The 22960-nt window shown below is 39.4% G+C and carries 27 protein-coding genes and 2 pseudogenes; 4 read left to right on the plus strand and 25 right to left on the minus strand.

Translation table 11 applies throughout. The annotated features are described in order from the left end of the window. Positions 1 to 89: 89 nt before the first annotated feature. Positions 90 to 364 (plus strand): annotated as a pseudogene (locus WAX46_RS06285) (hypothetical protein). Between the two features lie 29 nt (positions 365 to 393). Here WAX46_RS06285 and lepB read toward each other — a convergent pair. The 8 genes from lepB to WAX46_RS06325 all read right to left on the minus strand — a co-directional run bounded on the left by lepB (position 394) and on the right by WAX46_RS06325 (position 8711). Next, positions 394 to 966 carry a signal peptidase I gene (gene lepB / locus WAX46_RS06290; protein ID WP_226567066.1) on the minus strand — a complete coding sequence of 191 codons (573 nt, stop codon included), beginning with the start codon at positions 964 to 966 and terminating at the stop codon, positions 394 to 396. Positions 967 to 1174: 208 nt separating this feature from the next. Further along, entirely contained in the window at positions 1175 to 3064 is a 1890-nt protein-coding gene (locus tag WAX46_RS06295; RefSeq protein WP_336493518.1) for a PTS fructose transporter subunit IIABC, read from the minus strand. Positions 3065 to 3077: 13 nt separating this feature from the next. Further along, positions 3078 to 3989 carry a 1-phosphofructokinase gene (gene pfkB, locus WAX46_RS06300; RefSeq protein ID WP_336493519.1) on the minus strand — a complete coding sequence of 304 codons (912 nt, stop codon included), beginning with the start codon at positions 3987 to 3989 and terminating at the stop codon, positions 3078 to 3080. Continuing rightward, the gene (locus WAX46_RS06305) at positions 3986 to 4741 is read right to left on the minus strand and encodes a DeoR/GlpR family DNA-binding transcription regulator (protein ID WP_226566994.1); all 756 of its coding nucleotides are present in this window, start codon (positions 4739 to 4741) and stop codon (positions 3986 to 3988) included. Before WAX46_RS06305 ends, pfkB begins: the two co-directional genes overlap by 4 nt. Before the next feature lie 349 nt (positions 4742 to 5090). After that, positions 5091 to 6284, minus strand: a complete 1194-nt coding sequence (locus tag WAX46_RS06310; protein WP_226566995.1) for an ABC transporter permease — start codon at positions 6282 to 6284, stop codon at positions 5091 to 5093. Then, the gene (locus WAX46_RS06315; RefSeq protein ID WP_226566996.1) at positions 6271 to 6972 is read right to left on the minus strand and encodes an ABC transporter ATP-binding protein; all 702 of its coding nucleotides are present in this window, start codon (positions 6970 to 6972) and stop codon (positions 6271 to 6273) included. Before WAX46_RS06315 ends, WAX46_RS06310 begins: the two co-directional genes overlap by 14 nt. Then, positions 6969 to 8075, minus strand: a complete 1107-nt coding sequence (locus WAX46_RS06320; RefSeq protein ID WP_226566997.1) for an efflux RND transporter periplasmic adaptor subunit — start codon at positions 8073 to 8075, stop codon at positions 6969 to 6971. The genes WAX46_RS06315 and WAX46_RS06320 overlap by 4 nt, the downstream gene beginning before the upstream one ends. 9 nt (positions 8076 to 8084) lie before the next feature. Further along, positions 8085 to 8711, minus strand: a complete 627-nt coding sequence (locus WAX46_RS06325) for a YIP1 family protein (protein WP_336493521.1) — start codon at positions 8709 to 8711, stop codon at positions 8085 to 8087. Between the two features lie 512 nt (positions 8712 to 9223). Between WAX46_RS06325 and WAX46_RS06330 the strand changes: the two genes are divergently transcribed. Next, positions 9224 to 9601: a Rok-like winged helix domain-containing protein gene (locus tag WAX46_RS06330; RefSeq protein ID WP_226566999.1), complete on the plus strand. Its 378-nt coding sequence runs from the start codon at positions 9224 to 9226 to the stop codon at positions 9599 to 9601. Positions 9602 to 9648: 47 nt separating this feature from the next. Here the strand turns inward: WAX46_RS06330 and moaD are convergent, their stop codons facing one another. From moaD to WAX46_RS06360, 6 genes are read right to left on the minus strand one after another with little or no spacing between them, the layout of a single operon-like run. Beyond that, positions 9649 to 9882 (minus strand): molybdopterin converting factor subunit 1, encoded by a 234-nt coding sequence (gene moaD, locus WAX46_RS06335; protein WP_226567067.1) that lies wholly within the window; start codon positions 9880 to 9882, stop codon positions 9649 to 9651. After that, complete coding sequence (locus tag WAX46_RS06340; RefSeq protein ID WP_226567000.1) at positions 9875 to 10366, minus strand: molybdenum cofactor biosynthesis protein MoaE; 492 nt, start codon at positions 10364 to 10366, stop codon at positions 9875 to 9877. Before WAX46_RS06340 ends, moaD begins: the two co-directional genes overlap by 8 nt. Then, positions 10359 to 10886 carry a molybdopterin-guanine dinucleotide biosynthesis protein B gene (gene mobB, locus WAX46_RS06345; RefSeq protein WP_226567001.1) on the minus strand — a complete coding sequence of 176 codons (528 nt, stop codon included), beginning with the start codon at positions 10884 to 10886 and terminating at the stop codon, positions 10359 to 10361. Before mobB ends, WAX46_RS06340 begins: the two co-directional genes overlap by 8 nt. Continuing rightward, on the minus strand, positions 10868 to 12145 hold the full coding sequence (locus WAX46_RS06350) for a molybdopterin molybdotransferase MoeA (protein WP_226567002.1): 1278 nt from the start codon (positions 12143 to 12145) through the stop codon (positions 10868 to 10870). Before WAX46_RS06350 ends, mobB begins: the two co-directional genes overlap by 19 nt. Before the next feature lie 9 nt (positions 12146 to 12154). After that, positions 12155 to 13171 carry a MoeB/ThiF family adenylyltransferase gene (locus WAX46_RS06355; RefSeq protein ID WP_226567003.1) on the minus strand — a complete coding sequence of 339 codons (1017 nt, stop codon included), beginning with the start codon at positions 13169 to 13171 and terminating at the stop codon, positions 12155 to 12157. A gap of 29 nt (positions 13172 to 13200) precedes the next feature. Continuing rightward, positions 13201 to 13782 (minus strand): molybdenum cofactor guanylyltransferase, encoded by a 582-nt coding sequence (locus WAX46_RS06360; RefSeq protein ID WP_226567004.1) that lies wholly within the window; start codon positions 13780 to 13782, stop codon positions 13201 to 13203. 84 nt (positions 13783 to 13866) lie between these two features. Here WAX46_RS06360 and WAX46_RS06365 point away from each other — a divergent pair, with 84 nt between their 5' ends. Continuing rightward, on the plus strand, positions 13867 to 14784 hold the full coding sequence (locus WAX46_RS06365; RefSeq protein ID WP_226567005.1) for a sigmaE regulated sporulation protein: 918 nt from the start codon (positions 13867 to 13869) through the stop codon (positions 14782 to 14784). Positions 14785 to 14839: 55 nt separating this feature from the next. Here WAX46_RS06365 and WAX46_RS06370 read toward each other — a convergent pair whose 3' ends face one another. From WAX46_RS06370 to ahpA, 3 genes are all read right to left on the minus strand, one after another. Further along, entirely contained in the window at positions 14840 to 15421 is a 582-nt protein-coding gene (locus WAX46_RS06370) for a Rok-like winged helix domain-containing protein (protein ID WP_226567006.1), read from the minus strand. A 481-nt stretch (positions 15422 to 15902) separates the two neighbouring features. Further along, a complete protein-coding gene (locus tag WAX46_RS06375) occupies positions 15903 to 16361 on the minus strand; it encodes a TlpA family protein disulfide reductase (RefSeq protein WP_226567007.1) in 459 nt (152 codons plus the stop codon). Between the two features lie 82 nt (positions 16362 to 16443). Further along, positions 16444 to 16986 carry a biofilm-specific peroxidase AhpA gene (gene ahpA / locus WAX46_RS06380; RefSeq protein WP_226567008.1) on the minus strand — a complete coding sequence of 181 codons (543 nt, stop codon included), beginning with the start codon at positions 16984 to 16986 and terminating at the stop codon, positions 16444 to 16446. 312 nt (positions 16987 to 17298) lie between these two features. Between ahpA and WAX46_RS15790 the strand changes: the two are divergent. Beyond that, positions 17299 to 17451, plus strand: a pseudogene (locus WAX46_RS15790) (mechanosensitive ion channel protein); the annotation flags it as partial. Between the two features lie 27 nt (positions 17452 to 17478). Here the strand turns inward: WAX46_RS15790 and WAX46_RS06390 are convergent. From WAX46_RS06390 to WAX46_RS06425, 8 genes are all read right to left on the minus strand, one after another. Beyond that, positions 17479 to 17721: a YkuS family protein gene (locus tag WAX46_RS06390; RefSeq protein WP_336493522.1), complete on the minus strand. Its 243-nt coding sequence runs from the start codon at positions 17719 to 17721 to the stop codon at positions 17479 to 17481. Between the two features lie 50 nt (positions 17722 to 17771). After that, positions 17772 to 18950: an N-acetyldiaminopimelate deacetylase gene (locus WAX46_RS06395; RefSeq protein ID WP_336493523.1), complete on the minus strand. Its 1179-nt coding sequence runs from the start codon at positions 18948 to 18950 to the stop codon at positions 17772 to 17774. Positions 18951 to 18983: 33 nt separating this feature from the next. Then, positions 18984 to 19694: a 2,3,4,5-tetrahydropyridine-2,6-dicarboxylate N-acetyltransferase gene (dapD, locus tag WAX46_RS06400; RefSeq protein WP_226567011.1), complete on the minus strand. Its 711-nt coding sequence runs from the start codon at positions 19692 to 19694 to the stop codon at positions 18984 to 18986. Between the two features lie 307 nt (positions 19695 to 20001). Beyond that, a complete protein-coding gene (locus WAX46_RS06405; RefSeq protein WP_336493524.1) occupies positions 20002 to 20883 on the minus strand; it encodes a LysR family transcriptional regulator in 882 nt (293 codons plus the stop codon). 98 nt (positions 20884 to 20981) lie between these two features. After that, a complete protein-coding gene (gene cbpB / locus WAX46_RS06410) occupies positions 20982 to 21425 on the minus strand; it encodes a cyclic-di-AMP-binding protein CbpB (protein ID WP_034281593.1) in 444 nt (147 codons plus the stop codon). A gap of 145 nt (positions 21426 to 21570) precedes the next feature. After that, on the minus strand, positions 21571 to 21762 hold the full coding sequence (abbA, locus tag WAX46_RS06415) for an antirepressor AbbA (RefSeq protein WP_003210802.1): 192 nt from the start codon (positions 21760 to 21762) through the stop codon (positions 21571 to 21573). Between the two features lie 151 nt (positions 21763 to 21913). Beyond that, complete coding sequence (locus tag WAX46_RS06420; RefSeq protein WP_226567013.1) at positions 21914 to 22429, minus strand: ribonuclease H-like YkuK family protein; 516 nt, start codon at positions 22427 to 22429, stop codon at positions 21914 to 21916. Between the two features lie 142 nt (positions 22430 to 22571). Continuing rightward, positions 22572 to 22814 (minus strand): YkuJ family protein, encoded by a 243-nt coding sequence (locus WAX46_RS06425; RefSeq protein ID WP_336493525.1) that lies wholly within the window; start codon positions 22812 to 22814, stop codon positions 22572 to 22574. Between the last annotated feature and the right edge of the window lie 146 nt (positions 22815 to 22960).

Genomic DNA, 22960 nt, shown 5'->3' on the forward strand with positions numbered 1-22960 from the left:
TTGATAGAAACGTCTCTCTCTAAGAACAGAGGCTTTTTTCCATTATGGTATAATAAGCGAGAATGATTAGTTGAAGGAGTTCGTACGATTTGAGATTACTCACACTCATAGAATACTGTTTATTGATTTTTTTTATGGGCATTTATTTATCTGCAACAGGCTTTAACGCGAAGGACTTTGGCCTTTATATTGGGCTTGTCCTCATTACACACTGGTCCACATCTTTTCAAAACGCTTTTTAAAAAAGCGAGGAAAAGAAAATCAGAAGATCGGTTTGTTTCAATCCGTGTTAGCCATTACCGGGTCCGTGTTCGCTTCTGTTTTAGCCATTGTAATTATTGTCACGGTGCTCACGCCAAATTAAAAACGACCCTTCTCAGGAGAAGGGTGCATTTATTGTGTTTGTCGAATGTCGCCAAATGGGAAGAAAACAAATTCTGATGTCCCGACAATGCGATCCTTTTCAATGAGTCCGAGTCCATTTCGGCTGTCCATGGAATTAAGTCTGTTATCTCCCATCACAAAGTAATTATTTTTCGGTACTTTCACTGGACCAAAATCTCCTGTCAAATGCACCTCATACTCTTTCGCATGCGCCTTGTTTTCTTTTAAATAAGGTTCGTCTACTTTTTTACCATTAATGTAAAGGGTGTCATCCTTCATTGCAATCGTGTCTCCTGGAAGGCCGATCAATCGTTTCACATAATGAATTTTCTGACCATCTTTTCCATTAATAATGACGATATCTCCACGTTTGACACCACCGAAATAGTTAATGGTTTTGTTTACAAACAACTTTTCCCCATCATGAAGGGTTGGATCCATTGACTCCCCTTCCACCACATACGGCTCAAAAATAAACGTACGGATGAGCAAGACGAGTGCAAGTGCAATCAAAATGGCTTTAACCCATTCAAACAGAGAGCTTTTCTTCTCTGTTTTGACTTGCTTCGCTTCAGATTGAATGTCATTTTCGTTTTGTTTGTTTTCTTCGTTCAAAATATTGCTTCCTCCTAAGACTTTCTGCTAAAAGACTTGAAACGTGAATTGAATAACTTTACTTTATCACATGTCATTTAAAAATTCACAAGACAGCCGTTCAATTAGATATTTTTTCCTAAATTGCTGATGATTAAACAAAAAGAAGCACCGTTTCACGATGCTTCTCATCTAATTACGCTTCTTGTTTGACCGGTTTTTTCAAAATACCAAGTAAAAGCGCTGTTACAACGGCACCGATTAAGATGCTGATGATATAAAGAACTGGATTGTTTGTTACCCATAAAACGAATAGTCCGCCGTGCGGTGCAGGAAGCGTGACTCTAAAGAATTCCGTTAGTCCACCAGCGACTGCTGCGCCAATAACGGCTGAAGGAATCACCCGCAGAGGATCTGCCGCTGCAAACGGAATTGCCCCTTCAGTGATGAAAGCAGCTCCCATGAAATAGCATGTAATACCTGCTTCGCGGTCACGTTTTGAGAATTTATTTCTAAAGATCGTTGTAGCCAGGGCAATACCTAGTGGTGGCACCATTCCGCCTGCCATAATTGCTGCATGCGGTGCATAGTTTCCTGCAGCGATCATAGCAAGACCAAATGTATAAGCAGCTTTGTTAATTGGACCACCCATATCAATCGCCATCATTCCACCTAAAATAATTCCCATTAATACAAGGTTTCCAGTACCTAGTGATTCAAGCCAATGTGTTAATCCGTCCATCACCATTTTAACTGGTGTGTTGACAACATAATGCATGATAATACCTGTGAAGAAAATACTGAACAACGGATAAAGCAGAACAGGTTTAATGCCATCAAGCGACTGCGGGACAAATATGAATACTTTTTTCAATAGCACCACGATGTAACCAGCAAGGAAACCAGCAATCAGTCCGCCTAAGAATCCGGCACCTGCAGCAGAGGCCATAAATCCACCGACCATACCTGGTGCAAAACCTGGACGATCTGCAATGCTCATCGCAATAAATCCAGCTAACACAGCAACGATTAAGGCAAGTGCATTATCGCCGCCAATTCCTTTTAACACAGCGGCAAACGAATTAAAGGAAGGATCATTAGGATCGGATGAGTTAATTCCCCAGAAGAATGAAATTGCAACGAGGATACCGCCTCCGACAACAAATGGAAGCATGTTGCTCACACCGCTCATTAAATGCTTATAAAATCCACTTCTTTTACCAGACAATTCATTTTGATCTTTTGAAGAACCGCTGCCTGAGCCTTTATAAATCGGCGCATCTTGATTGATCGCTTTTTCGATCAGTTCCTGCGGACGACGAATTCCAGCTGTAACAGGGACTTCAATGACATGTTTGCCTTTAAAGCGTTCCATTTCAACTTGCTTGTCAGCTGCCACAATGATGGCTGGTGCTTCTTCAATTTCTTTTGCTGTCAGAGCATACTTAATTCCGCTAGAGCCGTTTGTCTCAACTTTAATGTCTACGCCCATTTCTTTTGCTTTTTCTTTCAACGCATCTGCTGCCATAAATGTATGCGCGATACCTGTTGGACAAGCTGTCACCGCTAAGATTTTAGCAGTCTTTCCTTCTACAGTTGGTTCTTTTTTTACTTCCTCTTCTTCTTCATCGTCTTGATCATGCGTATTGATGATGTCGATGATTTCATCTTCAGTAGCCGCTTCAAGCAACTGCTTTCGAATTTCTTCACGCATGAGAAGTGTGGATAAACGAGAAAGTGCTTCTAAATGCGTGTTGTTTGCCCCTTCAGTCGCTGCAATCATAAAGACAAGATGACTTGGCTGTCCATCCAGTGATTCATAGTCTACACCAGCAGTAGAGCGGCCAAATGCAATGGCAGGCTCTTTCACACTTGCTATTTTAGCGTGAGGGATCGCAATTCCTTCGCCAATCCCTGTAGAGCTCTGTTTTTCACGATTGATGACAGCTTCTTTGTAGCCTTCTTTATCATTTAATTTGCCTGCTGTATCTAATACAGTCACCAGCTCTTCAATAACTGCTTCTTTCTGCTGGCTATCTAATTGAAGCTTAATCGTATGCTTCGTGAGTAGTTCTGTGATTTTCATGATGACTTCTCCTTTAAATACGTGTGACTTTTACTTGTGGTAATAGTGTGTCGACAAGCTCTTTTGTGCCAAGTTCCTCAGAAAATGCTGTAGCACTTCCTGATGTGACGCCGAGCTTAAATGATTCTTCGATGGAAAGACCTTTAGAAACACCTGCTAAAAACCCTGCAACGACTGAATCACCAGCACCAACTGAGTTGATCAACGTGCCCTTTGGAACATTTGACTGATAGATTCCTTCTTGACAAAATAAAAGGGCTCCATCTCCTGCCATGGATACGACGACATGCTCAGCACCTTGTTCTAACAGCTTTCTCCCATAAGGGATGGCTTCTTCAGCTGTTGAAATGCTTGTCTCAAACATCTCACCTAACTCATGATGGTTTGGTTTCATTAAGAACGGTTTCATGTCTGCTGCCTTTTTTAAGGCTTCGCCTGATATATCAAACACAACACCTACGCCATGTTGCACGCAAACCTCTGCAATACGCTCATATGTGTTATGAGGCAATGAGGAAGGAATGCTGCCTGCTAATACAACTACATCTCCTTCAGTCAATGAAGTAAATTGGGATAGAAACGACTCAAATTGATTTTCAGTAATACTTGGACCGAGCCCGTTGATTTCCGTTTCTTCACCTGTTTTTAATTTCACATTAATTCGTGTATCTTCCGACATCTCATGAAAGGCTGTTTGTAATTGTTCATTTTGTAAAAAGTCTTGAATATATTTACCTGTAAATCCGCCAATGAATCCAAGTGCTTTTGATTCAACACCGTGACGTTTTAAAAGCCTTGAGACATTGATTCCTTTACCACCTGGATATTTTTTGTCATAGGTTGAACGATTCAAGCTGCCGACAGCAAAATTCTCCACGTGTACGATGTAATCAACTGATGGGTTTAAAGTAACTGTATAAATCATGTTTTCACTACCTTTATAACCGTTTTTTCATGGTAATTATCGAATAAATCCTCTTTTGCGTCGTTTGTGATAATGGTGGCTTCCTGTAAACTAGCAAAGGCTGAAAACGATATTTCGCCAAACTTTGAGGCATCTGATAAGATATAGGTTTTCTTCGCCTGCTTCATGGCTCTTTTTTTTATGAGTGCTTCCTCTGGATCAGGTGTTGTAAACCCCGCCTCGGGATGAATGCCGTTCGTCCCAACAAAGCTTTTGTCAAAACGGTAATTTTCCATAGCTGTTAAAGCTGCGGCCCCCACCATGGCTCCTGTTCGATGTTTCACTGATCCCCCTATCAGGTAAAAAGAAATCCCTTTTCTCATGAGTACTTCAATGTGCATCACACCGTTTGTCACCACAACAATATCTTGATCTGGATCTATATATTCAATCATTTGCTGTGTCGTCGTACCAGCATCTAAATAAATACAATCCCCTTGTTTTAAAAGAGACGCAGCTGCCTCTGCAACCAATGACTTTTGATGAAGGTTTTTGGCAGATTTCTCAAATACATCGGGTTCAAGACGAATACTAGATATTTTGGCCGCTCCTCCGTGAACTCTTTTCAGAAAGCCTTTTTCTTCAAGAGCTGATAAATCTCTTCTGATTGTAGACTCAGAAGCATCCGTCATAATCGTTAAGTCCTGTATTTTGATGACACCATTCTCTTCTAAGTAGTCAATAATGAGTTGATGTCTTTCTGGTGTTAACATTAAAAACACCCCCTTTTGAAAACGTATTCATTTTGCGCGCATCTTTATTGTAATCGCTTTTTTCAACATTATCAATACAAAACGATCAAATACATTCAAAAATTATCAAAATCTTTCACAATGGTCATCTTACCTTTATATGTACCATTTGTAAACTGAAAAATATGTGGCATTGAGATGAAAGTCATGATATTAGCATTTCTATCATTTTTCATTTCATTCATTTCAACTAAAAAAAGCTTTTATGCTGTTTGCATAAAAGCTTCAGGTGGGTTGATGAATGGCGAAGATACACTATATGTAATCTCTTTTTCTTATTGTCAGTATCTTGGAAAGATGGGCTTCATGATTATTCATATCTGAGGGATTCAATAGGATCAAGTCTTGCTGCTTTATTCGCAGGAATTAAGCCAAAAATAATACCAATGAGCATACTAAACAGCACACCTCCGCACACCACTTGCCACGACACAAGAGATGGCCAGCCAGCAAAGAGGGATACAAGCGAGGCACCACCTAAACCAAGTGCGATCCCCATCAGCCCACCGATGAGTGTTAAAACGACAGACTCGATTAAAAACTGAACGAGTATTTGAGCCCTGGTTGCGCCAAGCGCCTTTCGAATACCGATTTCCCTTGTCCTCTCTGTCACAGAAACGAGCATAATGTTCATGACACCGATGCCGCCGACAAGTAATGAGATACCAGCAATCGAGCCAATAATTGTTGTCATGACAGACGTAATTTGACCGATGCCTGCAGCGATTTCTTCCATATTGATCATTTCGTAAGCATCTTCTGTATGGTGATTTTCATTTAAACGTGCAGCAGCATTCTTTCCTACTTCTTTCATTTGATCAGCGTGTGTGACTTGAATAGACAACTTATCGTATTTATTTAAACCAAATGTGGCAGTGAGCATAGCAAATGGCACATATATTTCATTCATATGAAATGAAAGTAGTCCTTTTTGTTTTGCTAAAACTCCGATGACTTCAACTGGCTGTCCGTTCATCCATATCATTTCACCTATTGCCTTTTGTCCGTTAAAAAGTTCTTTTTTTAGACCTTCTGAAATAATAGCGGCCCTTCTGCCACTTCTAAAATCAATATCCCGTAAATCTTGTCCTTCTGCTATTCGTAATGAATGTACATTCGTATAACCTTCATTAATACCGTTTACTGTAGCATCAACTGTTGTATCTTGAAACCTCAATTGCATCCCTTGTGCAGTTGAGGAGGCGACCTGTTTTACCCCGTTCATCGTCTTAATGCTTTGTATGTCTTCTTCAGTAAATGAGGCTTCAAATAAGGCGTTTGGATTTGCATTTAACTCTTCATCAGAAGGCGTATACGTCATATCAATGGTATTGTTTGGCCCTGAAATCGATTCTTTCAACATTTGCTCACCGCCTTGACCGATGGCAACGACTGCAATCACCGACCCAACACCAATTATAATCCCTAGCATCGTTAAAATTGAACGTAATTTATGAGCTAAAACAGAATTCAGCGCTATTTTGATATTTTCAAAGAGTTTCATTCATAGCGTCTCCTTGCTTCAATCTATCTTCAACTAGGCGGCCATCTCTCACAACTATCGTTCGGTTTGTATACGCAGCAATTTCTTCTTCATGAGTGACGAGAACAACCGTCGTCCCTTCCTCATTTAGCTGTGTAAACTGTTCCATAATTGAGAAACTTGTTTTTGAGTCAAGAGCACCTGTTGGTTCATCTGCTAAGATGAGCTGAGGCTCATTGACAATTGCACGTGCAATGGCCACCCTTTGCTTTTGACCTCCTGACAACTCGCTTGGCATATGTTTCATTCGATCAGTCAAACCAACCTTTTCAAGTGCAATTTCCGCACGTTCTTTTCTTTCCTTTTGACTGATACCAGCGTAAATCATCGGAAGTTCAACATTTCGCCTCGCATTTAATCTAGGCAGCAAATGAAATTGTTGAAAAACAAACCCAATGGATTGATTTCGAATCACTGCAAGTTCTTGATCCTTTGCTGCTGACAGCTCTGCTCCTTGAAAATGATATTGTCCTAAGGTTGGGCGATCTAAACAGCCGATGATATTCATTAACGTCGACTTCCCAGAGCCAGACGGCCCCATGATCGACATATACTCTCCCTTTCCAATGACAAGGTCAATCTCACTTAATACATCAAAAGTTTCTTGTGCTACCTCATAGCTTTTAGTGACATTTGAAAGCTGAATCATTCAGCATTCACTTCCATTCCATCATACATATCATCTGATGGATTTACGATGATTTGATCTTCTTTGGTTAATCCTTTTGTTACTTCAAGATCATTCCCTGTCGTTTCTCCAAGCTCTACCTTTACTTTTTTTAATATATTCTTTTCCACAATATATACGTATTGTTCACCATCCTCTTTTTTTATTGCTGAGTCAGGAACGGTTTGCGCTTGGCGCTTGTCTGTTTCAATTTCCATGATCATTTTAAAGCCTGGTTTTGCATCAGGGTTTTTTCCCTTTATTTCAATTTCAACAGGATATTGAACGCTTTGATCTCCCGTAGTCGTTTCTGATGCTGCTTGAGCTGGAACAGCGCCCACTTTCTTAACGACTCCTTGCCAACTCTTACCGTGAATGACATCAGACGTCACCCTTACTTTTTGTTTCTTTTTAACTTTTATGGCGTCATACTCAGAGACCAAGCCTCGCACGATCATTTTTTTCTCATTGCCAATATGTATGAGCGGCTGTCTCTCTTCTAACTTACCTGCGACAGCCTCTCGCTCAATCGATATCACTGTCCCTTCAATTTTACTATGTATCGTTAAATCTTCTATTTGTGCCTTTACTTTTTCTTTGTTAAGCTCGGCTTGCTTTTGCTCTAATTCAGCTGCCTTTAATTCTAATTCAAGCTGATCTCGTTCGTTTTTGGAATGAGAGCTCGGCTCGCCTGCTTTTGTTTCATCTAATTCGCCGAGTCTATTTCGCAATTGTTCGAGTTTTAATGTACTTGTTTCAGCCGCTAGTGCTTGCTGCTGCTCTTCAAGCTCCAGTTCCTTATTTTCATATGTAAGTAGCAGCGTTCCAGTCTTTACCTTTTGCCCTTCTTTTACTGCAATCTCATTCAGCTTCCCCTTTTCCTCTTCTACGTAAATGAATTGCTCCTCCGAGAAAGAAAGGCTTCCAGGTGTCATTACCGTAGATGTTACTTCTTTTGGCTTGAGTTTGATTGTTTTAAATGCTGCTGTAGAAGCAGGTTTTGACTGGTTTTTTGCAATGTTAAATCCAATAAATAGACCAATCACAATAATAAAAATGGACCCAATGATGATTTTCTTTCTCATAAATACATTCTACCTCCAGCTTACTGACATGTTGATTGTGGTTCCTAAATATTGAAAAATTAAAGAAAGTATATAAAAGACTCCTACAATGATCCAAGCTGTTTTCGTCGATATTCGACCGACTTGGATGAATAAAAAGCCTGTTAAAATGAGACTCCAGATCACAAATAGATCAATATTGGCTAACACGAAATGCCATTGATCAGGGAGTCGAATAAGTGCGTTTAATGATGTGACAGTTATCTCTTTTGAAACATGAAAAAGAATAACTGCCAAATGAGAAATAATTGTCCCAATGATCGTGATTGGTGTGATAAACAGAACTGCTGAAAACAGTTGCTGATACGATGCATCACCTTTTGCTAAAAATACGATGAGCTTATATATGGCAGCATTGATGACAATCCCCAGTATAAGGCCCATTAGTGTCACCACATACACAGCTTGTAATGGGAAGCTTAATTCTGCCCACATTTCTGCATTCACCAGCTCAGATAAATAAGTGACGATGACTGTTAAAACAAGCACGCAGCATAAAGGCCACCAAACAACCGGGTTTTCCCACACTCTTCTCAGATGCTCGGCCGGCCTTATGCTCACTCCTATAATCGTGGGCTTTTGAATTTTTTCTTTCATCAATTGTCATCCTCTCTATGTCACACGAGATATGCAAACGGCTATTCAAGCTCTTGTTCTTTCTATTTTATCAAAAGATTGCCAATAAGTGATAGATCATTTGTTATTTTCATTGAAGGAGGCTTGTATCTATTATTCTATTTTTATGAATCACTTTTTCCAAAGGACACCATGATCCGACCATATTCATATTAAAAAGTATTGATTTTACTTACCTAAAAACATTTTATTCATTAAATAAATGCATTTGGAAATAAATATGCTTTTCCTTTGGATTCGGATGGCCTCAGTTAGACACAACATTTTTTTGTTAAAATAAGCCTAGTAATTTCTACAATTCCCGGCTTTATAAGCCTACCATTGGTTTCTCCCATAGAACAAATAAGCCTTTAGCATCAATACTTTCATATTAAAAAAATAAAAATAAAAGGATTTTACTTGATCAAAAGTTATTTTTTCATATAATGTAAAATAGAGGTAAGTTAAATGATAGTGGAAATGGAGTCAAGTGAATGTTAAGAGAAAAATTGAAAATGCAATTGATTTTACTTTATGAAAAGGAACAAGAAGCATGGCAATACTTTCGAAAGGAAAGGGAACTGATTTATCATGAGCTCAAATTACTTGATATGAAAGAAAGTAGCCCCTCTAATGACAAAATATACTACGCTGCAAGGTGTGTAGATATTATTAAAGAGAAAAAGGGAAGCATTGTGAGCACAAAAGAATTAAAAGAACAGCTTCAAGCTAGAACAGATTTCAATGTGAGACGAATTAGCGAATTGTATGATCTTATTAAACAGCTCGATCCCCATATTTCAAAGGCACGAAGGGGATGTTTTATTTATGAAGATCACACCCAAGTACCTCTACAAGCTTTTCACACATAAAAAAATTGGTTACAGCCGCTAGCCATAACCAAATCCTCTAATATCTATTATCCACCACTTACAGGAGGAATGAGTGCAACAGTGTCCCCGCTACGCACTTCAGCTTTTCCCCTCGTATATATTTCGTTGACTGCAACCATCACGTTTTGTGCAGCATCGACGCCATATACCTCCTGTAATTCTATTATAATCTCATCAACCGTTGTTTGATCTTTTTGAATGATGATTTGTTGTTTACCGGCCTTCTCAGCAAGGCTGGCGAACAATAATACACTAATTATGCCGATCACCTTCTTTCTTGCTAAGTTGAAGAGCACTCGGTTTTCCTTCTGGATAAGAAACCGTTTCAAGCTGATCACCGATCCATGCCTCTCCATCTTCCCAGTACTCTTTTTTCCAAATTGGAACAATTTCTTTGATTCGTTCAATGGCATATTCATTTGCTTCATAAGCTGCTTTCCTATGAGGAGCCGAAATGGCTATCGCGACAGCAATGTCAGATATCTCAAGCATCCCAATACGATGCATAATGGCGACTTTAGTATCAGGCCACCGCTTCTTTATTTCTTGTTCAATTTGACTAAGCATGCTTTCGGCCATTGGAATGTATGCTTCATAGGTTAAACGCAATGTTTTTTTTCCATTTGTCCACTCTCTTACCGTCCCGATAAAAGTCGTAATAGCCCCTGCTTTTCGTCTAGTCACATGCTGAATCAATTCATTCACATTAATCGGCTCTATTGTTATTTTAAAAAGTTCATTCATGTGAGGCTCCTCCCTTCAATAAGTTAAAAGCAAATGTAGTCCCACGCTTATCAGACGCTGAAAATACAGGAAATGAGTAATTCTCGGTTAGCTGAAATACGTTAGAAAAATAAACTGCTGCTTGTATGTGAGAAAGTGTTGAAAGGTTGATGAGCTCCTTCTCATTCTTTACGCAAATGATTTTGCGATAAGGCGCCTGTTTATATCCCTCGATGAGGATGGCATCTAACGGAAGATGTTGACACAGTTTGAGCAATTGCTCTAACGTCATGTGCTGCATCGAAAAATGGAATTCGCCTTCTCCCTCTACACCAGCGGCAAATGCACCCGCTTGAACATAGCGATTGGTATCTTTTTCTTTGAAAAGTCTATCCGGTTTCCCACCATGCCCATGATGCTTAAAGCAGCCTAGCTTAAGCTGCTCATGATCAGCTAGCTGACATAATTTTTCAATCAACATGGTCTTGCCGCTGTTTTGATAGCCGACCACTTGTAACATGTTTAATTTATCATCCAGCATTTAGAGCCACCGCCTTCGTACTGAAACAGCAGGACAACGACCTGATCACCTGCTTGAAACCCTCTTGTTCCCCCAGGCAAAACGATGAAACAGTCAGCATCAGCAACCGATGTTACCGCACTTGATTTATCAAGACCTGTTGGCGTCGCACTCAGCTGACTACCAGTGAACTGAAGTGATGCCCTGACAAAACGAGTGAATGGATTGGCTTTTGGAAAATCATGTGTCAGCTTCGCCTCGGCAAAAGCAGGATATGGATTTTCTTTTAAGCACCATCTATACACGATAGGTTTCACAAGTAATTCAAAGCCAACAAAACAGGCAGCTGGATTTCCTGACAGCCCAAACAGCAATTGACCATTTGGCAGTGCAGCAACGGTTGTCACACTTCCTGGTCTCATGGCGACTTTATTAAACAAAACCTCTGCACCAAGCTTTTTATAAATGGCAGGCAGAAAGTCAAAATCCCCGACCGACACACCGCCTGTTGTGATAAGCATGTCTACCTTGCTCAAGGCTACTTTTACTGCTTCATAGCTTTGATCGAAATCATCGGATACACCCCCTAAATCAAGCGGCTCTCCTCCAGTAACCAGAACCTGTGCGTAGACCATACTGAGATTACTGTTTCTAATTTTACCGTCCACCATTGCATCACTTACTTGAAGAAGCTCTGTGCCTGTTGAGATGATACCGATGACCGGCTTTTTTACAACTGGTACAACCGCATAGCCGAATGTCGCCAATAAGGCAATGACGCCTGGAGTCACTTTTGTTCCTTTTTTGACCATCACTTTCCCTTTGAAGGTCTCTTCTCCTTGACGAGAAATGTTATCCCCCTTTTGAAGCGGCCTTTTTAACGACATAAAATATTTTCCATTTTTTTCAAAGGTCCTAGTCAGTTCAATCATGATGACAACATTTGCTCCATCCGGAATCTTTGCTCCTGTCATGATACGAATGGCTTGAAAGGGGCCGATGGTTTTTGTTGAAACCATTCCTGCACCAATATGATCAATGACCTCAAATTCAATCGGCTGCTCGCTTGATGCTTCTTTTGTATCTTCAGCCCGAAGTGCAAAGCCATCATACGGAGAACGATCAAAGGCAGGAACATCATGGTCTGCCAACATATCCTCTGCAATAAACCTCTCAAGGCTATCCTTTAAAGGAATCCATTCTACTTCACCGTATCTTCGATATTGGTGGACTTTCTTTATTGCCTCTTTTACTGGAATTGCCTGCCGTCTTTCCATCACATCTCACTCCTATATACCCAGCAGTCTTGCTAGTATTGAATTTGCTACTTTTTCATCATTTGTTCCATGGATTAGTGCACGTCCTCCTTTGAAGCAGACAATCCGGTAAGTTTCATAGCGTACATGGATTAAAAAGTCGTTCGCTTCTACCTCACAAATAGAGGACAGCTGCTCTTTCAAATGCTGAAATGAAAGGTTCGCTAAATCCTTTGACACGATTTGTACGGTGTCTCGTCCGCAAAGGACCGTCGTTTTTTTATGCTGATCACATAAATACGGATAGGTTCTTTTCATGCCGCAAGATGGACAGTCCTGCTGCTTAATACGAGATAAATCCATTTTAAAAGATGTTGACTGCCAGACATCAAAGCTGACAAACTTCCGCTCTATTTGCTCCTCATGCCCTGTTAAATATTTTAGTGCCTCTGTTTGCTGATAAGCAGAAACTATTTGAACTGCAGGTGAAATAATACCCGCTGTCTCACAATTTAGACCACCAACTGGCATTGTCGTAAATACACATGATAAACACGGTGTTTTATTTGGCAAAATGGTCATATACATCCCCTGACTGCTCACACAGGCTCCATATATCCAAGGAGTATTCGTTTCTATAGATAAATCATTCATCACCATCCTCGTCTCGAAATTATCTGTCGCATCAATAACGATATCCGCTTTGTGAAATAAAGGTCTTAACCGCTCAGCATCTACATCTTCAATGAAAGCGTGTATGGTCACTTCACGATTAATCTCTTGGAGACGTTTTTTCGACGCAATTGCTTTTGGTACATGTGCCTTTGCATCCTGTTCCGTATAAAGCTGCTGCCGCTGTAAATTTGAGTACTCCACATAATCACGATCCACAATCGTCAAAGTGCCGACCCCAGACCTAGCGAGCCCTTCGGCTGAGGCAGTTCCCAGTGCACCTGCTCCAACAATCAGGACATGACTTTTAGCCAACGCATGCTGGCCTTTTTCCCCTACCGGAGGGAACAAGATTTGTCTTGAATATCGCTCCTTCAATGTTGTTCTCTCCTCATCGTTTTTATGTATCATATCATACCGTTTTCAGGTAAATCGCTTCTTTTATTGATATTGTGAAATTCCTTTGATGTCACGGCCAATTCGTCTTCTAGCACAACGTGCATGTTAAGCTTTTGAAGAAGTTCTTTGATGGCTAGTTGATTCTCTTTTAAACACGCGTGAATAATCGGAAAGCAGCGGCGGTGATAAAGTGCAAACAAAGGCTGTAACCTTCCCTGCACAAACGGGACAACGGCATCTACATGCTCCTTGCAATAGGACGATAATGTCCGCGCTGTCTCTTTTCGAATGAAAGGCATGTCACATGCAGTCACCAAATACCAGTCCGCTTCTTTTTTTTTCATAGCAGTATACATGCCTGCAAGCGGACCGCACCCGCGGACCTTTTCATCATCTAACCAGACATCTTGTTCACCTCTTGCTTTGAAAAAAGGCACTAGCTCTGGATGACTGATGATGATGATTTGCCCCTCCAAAAGCTGCTTTTTGACACGCTCATATAGTGGTTTTCCCTGATACAAATGACTTGCTTTTGGCTCTCCAAAACGTTTAGAAGCTCCTCCAGCTAAAATGACATTCACTACACTCACCATCTCATCCTCCTTATACATGGTTGTTCTAACCACACTCATTTTGCATACGTTATTTGTAACATGAATAAGGAGGGTCTACCTATGAAAAGCCGCTATGCTTCTCCCCTATTCCATGATCTATCTCAAGAAAATTTATACTTAAAAGCTGAAACTGCCAAATATCAACAAATGATTTCAGATTTACAGTCCACGTATACGTATTCTAAAAATAAGAAGTTAACTCAAGAATATCATGAGATGAAAAAGAATTTCACTCAATTAAAACAAAAATTGGTAGAAATGACCATTTACCAAGAAGATGCAGCCTCTAAAATACAGGATCTCTCCTATAGCAAATCAGAATTATTACATAAAATCGTCCTTCTCCATGAAATGCTGCAAAAGGAAACCTATCAAAAAAGAAAAGAAACAGAAGAAAAGCATCGATTGCATTTGAAGGTTGTAAAATATAAGGAAATCTCTCAACAATTAAACGAACGGTTACTGGATCAAGACAAGAGGCTTTCAAAAGAGGAAAAAAAAGGTAATTCGTTATCTACTGTTGTTAAAAGGCTACAGCAAACAATAGGGGATAAAAACGCAGAGCTACATTTATTACAGGAAGGCGTTCGAAATCTTCAGCAGCGCTTTTATGAAACACAAGAAAAATTACTGCAAATTGAAAAAGCAAAAGAAACCATTTTTTATGAAACGCTCACAAGCTATCAAAAACAGTTAGCAGAAAGCGAGGAATGGATCGCATCTCACTTTGCTGATATTGACCAGTCAGTTCAAACAAATCCCCAGCCATTCTCACGAGATCGCATTCTGCAAACTACAGAAGAAATTGAACCTATTTTGAAGAAACTGAACGAACAAGTACAAACACTCCAGGCACAAGTCGACGCAGTGCAGCGAAATGGAGAGGTCATGACAGTCAAAATCGACGGATTTAAAAAGCAGCGTGATGACATGCCTAAGGAGCGACGAATTGTCTATACAGTTGATCAAAATAAGTGATCTGCTCTTGTAAGAAATAAAAAACTGCTGGCTTTTACGCCTAGCAGTTTATTTTTTATTCGTCTTCTGTTTGAATGTCACCTTCTAAAATATACTGTCCGCGATAAGGCTTCTTCACTTCAGGATACATTTTTATTAAGCTTTGCATAAACGTTGTCATATTGGGGATTTCAAGACCGCTCTCTTTTTCAATCTCTTTTTGAAGCTCTGAGCTCTTAATCGCCGCATTATGACGCTTTAACGTTTTGATCGCCGCTTCACGGAGCTTAGCTGCCTTGGAACCAGGTCGAGCTGTTCCTCTTCTGCGTCTTGTAGATACTTCAGGAATACCTACAGGTGCACCGCTTAGATGACTTGTTCCTAAAGAAGATGTAGTGGCTGATTGCGATTGCGTCGGCTGTTGATAGCTTCTCATTTCTTGTGCAGCTAGCTCAGCTAAAACAGGCAATGAATCCGTATTTCTCTCTGTACGCACTTCTTTTTTTGTATCTGTCACTAGTCCTGTTCCTTGACGGTCTAATTCTCTTAATTTTGCATAAATCGCATCTCGTTCGATTTGATATTCACGAATGACCTTCACTTCTGCCTCGTTTAATTGTTCCAATCTTAAACGTAACGCTTCCCTCTCATTAAACAATGGATTTCCCCCTCATCATATTAAAAAATACTCTATAGTAAATATTAGATTAGAAAACTAATTTTATCAACTATTTTTTATCATTTTACAGTTTGCTAACAGATAGGTATTTTTAACTATTTTTTTGTCAAATACGAAAAATAGGCAACCATTCGTTGCCAATACAGGCTTTAATCAAGACTTAAAATATTGTAAAAAATTTGAATAAACACTTAAAATACTTGATTTATATAGTTATTTATCAAAATGAAATTTCTTTTGTGCAAAAACGTTCTAAAGAGTAAAGGTTGATTTTTTTACATTTTCATTTCAAAACAAAAATGTAAATAGGTCATAATACCTTTTTACATCACGAATATTTTTTAATGTAATCCCTCACTTTCTTTTTTCTTAAGCATAACACCAACAATAAAATCCCATTCAGTGCAATATGTGTCCTATTTTTGAATATGAAAAACCCCCATTCATGGGGGTAAAAGCCCTATTCTACAGTCTTTTCAGACTCAGAAAGAACTCGATTCACTCGTTTTTCAAGCATTTTCATACCACTTCCACCAGCTTGGAAGTGACGTAAAGCACCTGTTTTATCAAACACATAATATGCTGGTACGTATTCGTTCTCAAAGGCTTCCGTTAATTGATGCTCACTGTCCACAAAGATTGGCTGTGTGATTTCATGTTCATTGGCAACCTCTTTTATTTTATCTAGGTCCAAATCATCCTCTGAGCGCGGCATATGTACAGCTACAACGTTTAATTGATCCTTGTATTCATCACGGAATTGATTAACTTGTGGCATCGCCTCTTTACAAAGATGACAGCTAACTGACCAGAAATGAATCAATGTAGGTTTATCGCCAATCAGTTCTTCTCTTGATACTTCTCCATTTAACCATTCTTTTGCACCAGTTAGTTCTGGCATTGGTTGACGTAATTTCATTATTAAGCGCCTCCATCCATTGTATGTGTCGAAACAAAAAGGTCTAACATCAGTTAGACCCTCCTGTTTCTGCAGTTATCAATTAAAGTGTTTTTTGACCAGGTTTCCAGTTCGCTGGGCAAAGTCCGCCAGTTTGTAATGCTTGAAGAACACGTAATGTCTCATCTACATCACGACCGATATTGTTGTGGAATACTGTTTGATATTGAAGTTCGCCTTCTGGATTAATGATGAATAATCCGCGAAGTGCAATTCCTTCTTCTTCAATTAAAACACCATACTCTCTTGATACTGTGTGGTTTGTATCAGCAGCTAGTGGGTATTTTAATTCACCTAGACCATTGTCTTTACGATCTGTGTTGATCCAAGCAAGATGCGTATGGATTGTATCAGTAGATACACCAATGATTTCTGCATCTAAGTCTTTGAACTCATCATAACGGTCACTCATTGCCGTAATTTCAGTTGGGCAAACAAATGTGAAATCCATTGGATAGAAGAAAAGAACTGTCCATTTGTCATTCTTCATGTTTTCCTCTAAACTTACTTTACCAAATTCTTTGTTAGCAAGTACTGCTTCCATTTCAAAACGTGGAGCTTGTTTTCCTACAAAACGCTCTGCCATATGTAAATCCCTCCATAAAATAATATCTTTATACAGACTTCTTAGCTGTATATAAAATGAGAATCAAAAGATGAAATTCTCATTTAGTTAATAACTTCACAAGTACAATTATAATACTTAAGCGATTTTTAGTCAATATTAATTAATAATAAATTTAATTAAAGACTAATCACAATCTCTTACTTCAACTAACAAAAGTTTAACATGTCTTGCATAAAGGAACAAATGATTAGCTTCTCTTTTTGAATTTCCATCATCCTCTATATCAGTATGATTTTTCTAAAATTAATTGCTAATGTTATGATTTATATTGTCAAGTCGTTGGAAGCGTTCGGTTCCTCTTCCTCCGTGCTGCGTATCATTGCGAAAACAGAAACTTTGGAGCAATGGCGGGTGGAACGAATTCTGCGCAAAAGGATGAAAGAAGTATTTGATTTAGATAAAGGTCAAAAAGAACCGGGATCATCATCTTCCGGTTCTCTTTTGCTTACCTTATTGAACACGCTGTTCTACTTCTTGACAAACCTCATCAGCGGTCATACCTGACGCTTTAATGACGGATGCCTTTGTCTCTGTGTCTGACATACCAAGAACATTTGAATCTAGTCCTGTTACTACATAGCAGTCGCACTGATCCATTTGCTGTTCATTTTGAATACGTACCACGTCATACCCTTTTTGCTTCAAAAGTTCTTCTACATCAGATAAAGATGGTTCTACACCAATTCTTGTCATAATCAAGAACACCTCCTGTTCATAAGGTGTACAGGAGGTTTATCGATTATTCATTCACCCGCTTGCTTTTTAAAATAAGCCGTCATGACGCTCACTGCCGTTTCGATGGCCTTTTCATCAGGTTTCAGTTTTGCATGATGCAGACCATATTCTGAATCTACACCTAACCAAAACATGAACCCAGGATACTTTTTCAGCATGTAGCCGAAATCTTCTCCTGTCATGGCTTCTCTACATTCAATCACATTCGCCAGTCCTTCTTCGGCTACATAGGACATAAATTCCTCTGTCAGATCCTTTGAATTGTCCACTTCGTAATAGGATGAAGGATAACGTACTGTCGCTTTGCACTCATAGCCGACTTCAATTCCCTTTGCAAGTGCTTCAATTCGCTTTCTCACCTTTTCCATAGACTCTGGTGAGAGCGTACGAATGGTTCCATCGAGTTTTGCGTGCTGAGCAATGATATTTTGAGCAGTTCCTCCAGTAATCGTCCCCACCGTAATCACCGCACTATCAAGAGGATCGACATTACGTGAAATGACTGATTGCAACTGACCTACAAGTGCACTTGCAGCAACCACCATGTCATTCGCTAAATGAGGATAAGCAGCATGTCCACCTTTTCCTTCTAAATCGATTACAAGTTCACTCGTATTGGCAAACAATAGACCCGGCTTTGTTGCAATCGTTCCAACAGGATACTCAGGTGCAATATGCAGCGCTGTAATAAACTCTGGGGTCCACTTTTTCAGGACGTCACTTGTAAGCATTGGTTCCGCTCCGCCTGGTCCTTCTTCTGCCGGTTGAAAAATAAATAGTAATTCTTCTTTTATTGGCTGATGAACGAAATAATCAATAATGCCAAGGGCAATGGTCATATGAAGGTCGTGTCCACACGCATGCATTTTTCCTTCATGCACAGATTGAAATGGATACCCAGTTTCCTCAGGAATGGATAGGCCGTCCATATCTGCACGATAAGCAAATACGCGCGAGGGACTTATCCCCTTCACTTTCACCAACAGCCCAGTCCGCCATGTTTCAATCTCTATTCGATCTTTTGGATATGTGTTGAGATGTTTGATGAGATACGCTTGCGTTTTAAACTCTTGAAAACCAAGCTCAGGAATTTTGTGCAAATCTCTTCGAATGGATATCAATTGCTCACGATTTAACAAGTGAACTCGCTTCCTTTCCTCTATACGAATAAGACGTGGAAATATCATCCACGTCTATGTCTACATCTGCAAATTATATAATTAAAGCTGACGCAGTTCTTGTTTAATTTCTGTCTTACCTTTTGTTTTTTCATCAATATCTTTGATTTTCTTTGCAGGTGTACCTGCTACAACTGTGTAAGGATCCACATCGTTGACAACGATTGCGCCAGCTGCTACAACCGCACCTTTACCAATTGTTACGCCTTCTAAAACAACAGCGTTCGCACCGATAACAACATCATCTTCTACTACGACTGGTTTAGCAGATGGCGGCTCAATGACGCCAGCAAGAACAGATCCAGCACCGATATGACAGTTCTTCCCTACTGTTGCACGGCCACCAAGAACCACGTTCATGTCAATCATTGTACCTTCACCGATGACTGAACCGATATTTATAGAAGCCCCCATCATGATCACTGCATTATCACCGATTTCAACTTGATCCCGAATGATTGCACCTGGTTCAATACGCGCTTTAATGTTTTTCAAATCTAACATAGGGATCGCAGAATTACGGCGGTCATTTTCTACGACAACATCTTTAATCTTGTCTTCGTTTGATGCTAGAGCTTCTTGAATTTCGCTCCACTCACCAAAGACAACTCCTGTGTTGCCCGTGATGAAAGTCTTTGCATGTTCACCAAATTCAATACCTTCTAAGTCGCCTTTAATATAGACTTTGACAGGTGTTGATTTTGTACTATTTTGAATAAATGAAATAATTTCATTAGCGTCCATTTGTTTCATGTATGTATGTCCTCCTCTTAATTTATACTTCATTACTGTACCAAAGGAGAGTTTTAATGACAAGTGAAAGAATTGACTGCGCATTTGCATATAAAACAAGCGGGTACCTTTATTCCGTTTCTTGTTGGTGAAGTTGAACAAATTGTTTGCCAAAAAATATTCATAATATGATGAAAATTCCTCTCTCCTACAATGAAAATCTTTAAGTACTTTCATAGGTAAATAAATTAGGTCACTGCTTCATGTCAAATCACCCAAGAACGTTCATTAATCCTATAAAAATGCACCTCCTATTTGAAGAAGGTACTTACACTGCCTCACTTTCAAGCATTTCTTTCACCACACCAACAAATGCTTGAACCTGTTTTAATTGAAAGGACGCTTCATATCCTAAAAGCCATGTGTCACGTCCGATTTGCTCTCCATTTACGTCAACGAGCGGGATTTTATGAACACTTTTTTCATGGTCATACAAGGTGACAGAAGGCAAAATGGCATAGCCAATTCCATGATAAGCCATTTGTTTACATGTCTCAATTTGATCCACAAGAATGGTCTGCTTTGGTGACACTTTAAACTTTTGATGCCACCAGTGCTGGATTTCCTGATAATAGGTGCTGTCACTTTTAAACTGGATAAATGGCCGTTCTGTCTTGATTAACTCACCCACATCCTTGATTACGGAATCGACTAAATATAAATGATCTGTCATCAAATATTCCTTTGTCCCTTTCCAATCAGGGTTTCCACGAATAATCCCAATGTGCACGTGGTCTTCATACAAACTTTTGAGCATTTCACTACTCCAGCCGGTGACCAATGACACTTTGGCATTTGGATATTTTTCGACATACCGCTTTAACACTTTCGGCAGCCAGTGCTGTCCAATAATGGACGCAACTGCAAGCTTGAGTGTACCGTGAATGTCCCCTTCAAGCTCATCAATTCTCTCTCTCACTCGATCCTGCTCAGTCGTGACCTCTTTAGCAAATTGAATAATCTGTTCGCCTGCTGAAGTCACTGTCAGCCCTTTTTGTGAACGAAAAAAAATTTTTGTTCCCCATTCCTTTTCAATCGTTTGCAATCTTTGAGATAATGCAGGCTGAGATACAAAGAGCCGCTCCGAAGCCTTTCTCATATTCAATTCTTCACTTAGCACAACAAGCATATGTAACTCTTGAAGCTGCATGGGCGTCCTCCCTTATCTCTTTATAAGTTTTTCTTATTCTATATGTTCATTATATAAATTTCAGCTTATGAAGGCAAAAAAATAAGCTGGGCTACAGCTCATTTTTTCGCGGAATGAATGACCTCATTTAAGCGTTTTAATACTACACGTCGAGTAAAAATTCCTTCAAATACTTGCTCTTCATTTTCTACACAAACAAATCCATTATTCGTCACAGCGTGAACACCTTTTAGTACAGGATCAGTCGTTTTGAGTCTTGGAATATCTGTTAACATGACCTCTTCTACCTTTAATTGGTCCAGTTTCTCGAATTCAATTCGTTCTAAACCAAAGATTTTATCCATGATCATATTCGTTCCAATTAACCCATGAAGATGATAAGAAGCATCTAAAACAGGTATTGCTGTATATCCTGTTTTTGTCAGGACCAATAGAGCGTGCTCAAGATTATTTCCAATTTGAACATGTGCCACTTTATCTGCATCAATCATATGCTCTGCTACTGTTGACTCAAGTAATTGAGTCGGTTCGATCTCGATCATATTCCTCGACCCCTTTTCTCTCGATCATCAATCATTCATTCCCCTTTACTATTAAGCATAAACTAAAACGAAATTTGTCGAAAGATTTTTTTCTGCATAAAAAAGATACTCAGCCTCGAGTATCTAATAGAATGTTAAACCAATATTAATTCTCAAACCTTACTCTGTCATACAATGTGATCAATTGCTTATACGTATTGTCATCGACATTTTTTGTTCCACATTCTATATCATTGATCTCACTGCTTAGTAATTCGACAGCATATTCCTGATTCAGCAATACATTTAATAATAGCTTTTTCTCTTCTTCATTAAAACGATTTTCGATGACGCTCATTCAACATCAGGCCCCCTGTTTCATATATGCTTTTATATTGATTAGCAGGCTTTTGAATGTCTGCTTCCTCTCTATACAGCTAGAATAAGGAACTAGAATCGAATCGTCAACCGCACGTTTCGACAAGGTTTGAAGAAGATTGACGGAAATTTTATTTTGTGTATCGATTGGCATAGCAAAATGCTGCATATGAGTCGGGCTTTATTTTTGCTTCAATTCCCATAGCTGTGATCATTCCGGTCATTTCCTGAATCAGCTCTTTCGTACTTCCGTTTTTCCCAATATCAAGATGGGCTTCAAAACGGAGGTCTGCCCCTTCCTCAGCAAACGGAAGAAGCAAATCCATCAGTTCCGTTAAAGGTCCGTCAAGGATGTCTGCACATACCTTTTGGCTAAATGCTGTCTCTAATGAAATTTTTTCTCTAAGACTTTGCACAGCTCTACTGACCACTTGTTGTGTCAGGCAGCCCCAGGCTCCTTTGCCCATACGGTGAAGATGAATCGCAGTCATAAACTTTGTGACATTCTGATTGACCTGTGAGTCCGTGCCAATTGACAGCACATAGACAGATCTAGGGTCTTTTCGAATAAAGTCTTTCATTCTCATGACGACATCAGAAAACGCTAAATGATCTTCAGAAAGATTGTAGAAAAAAGAATCACTCACAGAAAGGAACTCCTTTTTAATGGTTTCTTATCCGAAAAATGCGCTGATTGATCATCTTCTATTTGTACATCGCCTATGAACAAGTGTATATTGCTGTAATAAACCAAGGAATTCTTAGAAAAAACATTTCATACGATTCAGCCTAGGATTGTAGAAGATCAAAAATCTCAATCGAAATCATATCAATGTTGTCAAATGGGAAAGTGTTTGGCTTATCCCCTTGTTGAAAAACAGTCAGTTCAAACGTTTGATTCTTTTCGAAATATTTAACACTACAGATTTTCTCACCATTCACTTCGAAATAGCGCTGTGCTGGCTCGTTTGCAGCTTCTGCTGTCTCTTGAAGACTTTGCAGCCTTGTAATGATACCCATTAATTGTGACATTCTAAAAAAAGACTCCTTTCAAAAATGATTATACACAAGTCCTACAAAGCATCATACCATAAAGTGTTCTCAGATGATATTTTTCCTCTTGAATTCAAAAAAAGAAAAAGAATCTGTTTTTCTATTTGAGTCTTTTTTCTGATATC

The sequence above is a fragment of the Bacillus sp. FJAT-53060 genome (assembly GCF_037104745.1).
In the GTDB taxonomy this organism is placed as follows: Bacteria; Bacillota; Bacilli; order Bacillales; family Bacillaceae; genus Bacillus; species Bacillus stratosphericus_B.

Coding starts and splice junctions, on each gene's coding strand:
- WAX46_RS06325 (WP_336493521.1), bottom strand. CDS start 8,711: ATGAAAGAAAAAATTCAAAAGCCCACGATTATAGGAGTGAGCATAAGG.
- WAX46_RS06405 (WP_336493524.1), bottom strand. CDS start 20,883: ATGCAGCTTCAAGAGTTACATATGCTTGTTGTGCTAAGTGAAGAATTG.
- ahpA (WP_226567008.1), bottom strand. CDS start 16,986: ATGGCAGAGCGTTTTGTAGGAAAACAAGCTCCACGTTTTGAAATGGAA.
- dapD (WP_226567011.1), bottom strand. CDS start 19,694: ATGAAACAAATGGACGCTAATGAAATTATTTCATTTATTCAAAATAGT.
- WAX46_RS06425 (WP_336493525.1), bottom strand. CDS start 22,814: ATGTCACAATTAATGGGTATCATTACAAGGCTGCAAAGTCTTCAAGAG.
- WAX46_RS06330 (WP_226566999.1), top strand. CDS start 9,224: ATGTTAAGAGAAAAATTGAAAATGCAATTGATTTTACTTTATGAAAAG.
- pfkB (WP_336493519.1), bottom strand. CDS start 3,989: ATGATTTATACAGTTACTTTAAACCCATCAGTTGATTACATCGTACAC.
- WAX46_RS06315 (WP_226566996.1), bottom strand. CDS start 6,972: ATGATTCAGCTTTCAAATGTCACTAAAAGCTATGAGGTAGCACAAGAA.
- WAX46_RS06310 (WP_226566995.1), bottom strand. CDS start 6,284: ATGAAACTCTTTGAAAATATCAAAATAGCGCTGAATTCTGTTTTAGCT.
- WAX46_RS06365 (WP_226567005.1), top strand. CDS start 13,867: ATGAAAAGCCGCTATGCTTCTCCCCTATTCCATGATCTATCTCAAGAA.
- WAX46_RS06390 (WP_336493522.1), bottom strand. CDS start 17,721: ATGACAAGAATTGGTGTAGAACCATCTTTATCTGATGTAGAAGAACTT.
- WAX46_RS06305 (WP_226566994.1), bottom strand. CDS start 4,741: ATGTTAACACCAGAAAGACATCAACTCATTATTGACTACTTAGAAGAG.
- WAX46_RS06295 (WP_336493518.1), bottom strand. CDS start 3,064: ATGAAAATCACAGAACTACTCACGAAGCATACGATTAAGCTTCAATTA.
- WAX46_RS06320 (WP_226566997.1), bottom strand. CDS start 8,075: ATGAGAAAGAAAATCATCATTGGGTCCATTTTTATTATTGTGATTGGT.
- WAX46_RS06375 (WP_226567007.1), bottom strand. CDS start 16,361: ATGAAATTACGTCAACCAATGCCAGAACTAACTGGTGCAAAAGAATGG.
- WAX46_RS06340 (WP_226567000.1), bottom strand. CDS start 10,366: ATGAATGAACTTTTTAAAATAACAATAGAGCCGATTAATGTGAATGAA.
- cbpB (WP_034281593.1), bottom strand. CDS start 21,425: ATGATCGAGATCGAACCGACTCAATTACTTGAGTCAACAGTAGCAGAG.
- WAX46_RS06395 (WP_336493523.1), bottom strand. CDS start 18,950: ATGATATTTCCACGTCTTATTCGTATAGAGGAAAGGAAGCGAGTTCAC.
- abbA (WP_003210802.1), bottom strand. CDS start 21,762: ATGAGCGTCATCGAAAATCGTTTTAATGAAGAAGAGAAAAAGCTATTA.
- mobB (WP_226567001.1), bottom strand. CDS start 10,886: ATGCTGGATGATAAATTAAACATGTTACAAGTGGTCGGCTATCAAAAC.